Origin of the sequence: Corallococcus sp. AB030 (genome assembly GCF_003668965.1) — a bacterium.
GTDB lineage: Bacteria > Myxococcota > Myxococcia > Myxococcales > Myxococcaceae > Corallococcus > Corallococcus exiguus.
In genome coordinates, this window is record NZ_RAWQ01000389.1 from 1 (window position 1) to 3,485 (window position 3,485).

General features: G+C 67.8%; 3 protein-coding genes. 2 read left to right on the forward strand and 1 reads right to left on the reverse strand.

Annotated features, from left to right (window positions below):
• Window positions 1-595 precede the first annotated feature (595 nt).
• Entirely contained in the window at window positions 596-1,138 is a 543-nt protein-coding gene (locus D7Y15_RS45430) for a terminase (protein WP_233605311.1), read from the reverse strand.
• Between the two features lie 146 nt (window positions 1,139-1,284).
• Between D7Y15_RS45430 and D7Y15_RS45435 the strand changes: the two genes are divergently transcribed.
• Window positions 1,285-1,536 (forward strand): hypothetical protein, encoded by a 252-nt coding sequence (locus D7Y15_RS45435; protein ID WP_199746067.1) that lies wholly within the window; start codon window positions 1,285-1,287, stop codon window positions 1,534-1,536.
• A gap of 574 nt (window positions 1,537-2,110) precedes the next feature.
• On the forward strand, window positions 2,111-2,725 hold the full coding sequence (locus D7Y15_RS42780; RefSeq protein ID WP_121756145.1) for a tyrosine-type recombinase/integrase: 615 nt from the start codon (window positions 2,111-2,113) through the stop codon (window positions 2,723-2,725).
• Window positions 2,726-3,485: the final 760 nt, after the last annotated feature.

Sequence of the window (3,485 nt, forward strand, 5' to 3'; positions counted from 1 at the left end):
GGGGCAGGGGGGGCTTGCCTGGTTGAGGTGGATTTTGACTTTGATATGGCCATGCGCATTTCTCCGTGAATGTCCTTGTCGATCCTTGCTTGGTCCAGTGTTTCTTTGCGGTGGTGGGATGTAGTTGTTGCGCTGTGATAGTGTTTGTGGGTGCCGTGACAGTGCTCGTATCGCCAGACGCGGAAAGAGAGACGAGTCTAGTCACGTCGAGCCAAAAGACCTTGAAGCTGGCTTCCGGCGCCCAGTCTTCGCCCAGCAGTTTGCCAAAGACGCTTGTGCAGGTTCCGCCACTGCGCCCCCCGATCTTCACGCGCTATACCACAGCGTTGATGAAGACGCGATCCCCTCGCTGCGACGGCGGGCGACTTCGGGAGGCCCACCAAGGTCTCGATGCAGTTCCACCCAGCATTGCTCGGCTCATGTTGGCGCACGCCCAGCGCTGATCCTGCCTTGTGCTGGTTAGCAATTCCGAACCGCCCAGTGCTCGGCCAGGTTGAAGAAGCGGCCCTCCGGATCAGTTTCCGCTCTAAAGAACAGGGACAGCCCCGGCGTGGACCGGGCCATAAGTCCTTGTCTTGCTGCGGGGCCGGCCCGTTCAGCCAATCACCCGCACCCCAATCTCCCCGGTACCTCGTCGCTCCGGCCCCCGCTCGCGCTGGCACGCCAGGGCGACTGCCCAGAACTTGTCCGCGTGCCCGCGGTTGGTGCGTTCGGCGTCGAAAGACACCTTGCCGGAGGGGAGCACCCGCCGCTTGATAGAGTGAATCTGCCCGACAAGCTTGCGCTCGCGCGGCAGGGTGACGTCGCGGCGCTGGAGGAGAATCTTGAAGTCAGTCGCCCAGCGCTCCTTGGTCTCGTTGGTGAAGTTCTCCGCCACCACCTGGGGGAAGTCGCGGGCGAGGTTCTCCGCGAGGTTCATGCCGATACCGCTGCGGTCGACGGAGAGGCGCGCCACGGGCAGGACGGAGAGGAGGCGGCGCAGGTGGGCCTCCTGCTCCGCGAAGGGCACGCCTTCGAAGCTCTTCAGCATGCGGCAGGTGAAGCGGCCCCCCACCTCCTCGAAGACGGCCAGCTCGGAGCGGTCTCGCGTGCGGCCCACGTCGAAGCCCGCAACCAGGCGCCCTTGGGGCACGGGCACGTCGGACGCGTCCTGGGCCAGCGGCAACTCGTCGGTGGTGCACGGGAGGATGAGCTCGTAGGGGAGGAAGCTGTAGGACTCGTCGACGTAAAAGGCATTCGAACTCCTGCTGGAAGTCCTCCTGGGGCAGGGAGTCGAACTGCTCGGTGAGGACGGGGCGCCCGAAGCGCGCGACGCGCTCCTCGGTGGACATGAGCGGGGCCTCCACTGAAGCGCGCCGCACGTCGAGCGAGAAGAAGCGGCACAGCCACCAGGGCACGTGCTGGCGGGTGTGGTGCGGGTACTTGCGCAGCTCCTGCGAGGCGATTTCCCAGAAGATGCCGCGCCGACCCAGGGGCGTGCTGCAGCCCGTGAGCTGCCCGTGGGAGCGCAGGATGAGCGCGGTGCTGCCCGTGTAGACCTCGCGGTCGTTCACGTAATGCGCCAGCTCGTCGAGGTACGCGTCGCCCCGCTTTCCGCGCGGAGGCTTGGAGGGGACGGAGATGATACGCGAGAGGCGCCGGCCCTTGGCGTTGGACTCGAAGGCCAGCTCCGTCTTGGCGTCGGTAACGAGCTTCTTCTGGAAGGCTGTCGGCAGCTCCTCGTACACCTGCCGGGCGATGAGTACCTTCTCGACGGCGTCGCTCAAGTTGTACGAGACGAACACCGCCGTGTGGCCGTCACGCAGGTGGCAGCGAGCGAGGGCCTCGAGGGCGAAGAGGAAGGAGAAGCCCACCTGACGGCTCTTCGCCACCCAGCGGAAGCGGGAGCGGTTGTCCAGCAGCGCCTGCTGGTAGGGCTCCAGCACTACCGGCTCGCTGTCGTAGTGGCACAGGCCGGAGATGAATCCCGACTCGGTGGCAAGCCATTGGGTGAGGTCGTCCTCGGTGCGTTTGACGATGCCGAGCGTCACGCTGTCTTCCCTTCGTGTTCCGTTGCTTTCTCTCGGCGCCAGAGCGTGCATGGCCGCGTCCTCTTCACGACGGAGCCGCCATGTCTGCCTATGCCGCTGTGACCCGCCCACCTCGCACCCTCACGCAGAAGGAGGTGGTGCTCCTGCTGCGGGCCACGGGGGAGCACAAGGAGGGATTCAGGGACCACTGCCTCTACAGCCTCGCGCTGGCCTCGGGTCTGCGTGAGCACGAACTGGTGGCCCTCAACATCGGTGACATCTTCGACGAGCGCGGGCGCGCACGCCGGCACGTGCTGCTGCACGTCTTCAAGGGCTGCCGCCGGCACCCGCGCCCCCAGGAGGTTGTCCTCTCGGACACGGTGCGCGCGAAGCTGGAGAAGCTGCTGCGCTTGAAGCGCGCGCAGGGGCACGACGTGGGGCCTCAGGCGCCGCTCTTCCTGAGCCGCAAGGGTCTGCGCCTGTCCACGCGGCAGGTGCGCCACGGCTTCGCGGTGTGGCAAGAGCGCGCGGGCCTGGAGCGGCACCTGAACTTCCACACCGTGCGCCACACCGCGTGCACCGGGGTGTACCGGAGGACGAAGGACATCCGCCTCACCCAGCGCTTCGCGCGCCAGCGCAGCATCGACTCCACCGTCATCTACACGCACCCCTCGGACGACGAGCTGGTGCGCGTGACGCAGGACCTGCCCTGCTGATGGGGCGTGCCGCCTCCGCGCTGAGCGCCCGCGAGAGCCCCTGGCTGAGCTGGGGTGCCGCGCGGAGGCGGTAGGGGGCGGCCGTGCGCAACGCTCGCGCGGGCCGTCCCAGGCGCAACCGCAGCCGGCGAAAGTGAACAGCGCGAGGCGTTCACTTACCGGGCGCAAATGAACAGGCGCGGGGTGTTCACTTTTTCGGGGCTGACCCTCTCGAAAAGGGCCCCAGGTACACGCCCCGGCGGCGCACCCCGCACGAAAGATCGCACCACCTCCCACCCTGGCGTCAGGGGTAGGCGGGGTAGGCGTGCTGGCGTCATCGGTAGGCATGGTTGCGCCCGGCGGGGCAGGCGGTGAAGGTGACTGCGGAGGAGCTGGGCCGCGCGACGGGCGGCAGGCGGCCCCAACCAGCGGAAAGCGGCAATCGGCCTCGGCGCTTCGGCCCTTCATGAGGGCTCGTAAGCGCGCGAAACAGCGTGGGGGCGGTGACGCCGAATGGCCGCCTTTACCCATTTCCGGCCATCCGGCTCGGCCCTGGTAACGGCACGCGCGCCCAGGTGCGCGTGGGGTGGAGGACCGGTGCTTCGAGGGCAACGTTGGGCGGCGTGGGGCTCACAGAGAGGACAAAGGCCTGCGGCCCGAAGCGCGCGGGGACACGCGCGCACGAACGGGGCGCCATGCTGCGGAGGCGTTGGCGCGCGGGGCTGAACCGGGGACGTGCGCCAGGTGGGCCACGTGGCGGCCAGCAGGGCTCAGCGGGTAG

What these genes read in the sequence shown, in the direction of transcription:
- D7Y15_RS42780 (WP_121756145.1), top strand. Translation starts at nt 2,111, where the DNA reads ATGTCTGCCTATGCCGCTGTGACCCGCCCACCTCGCACCCTCACGCAG.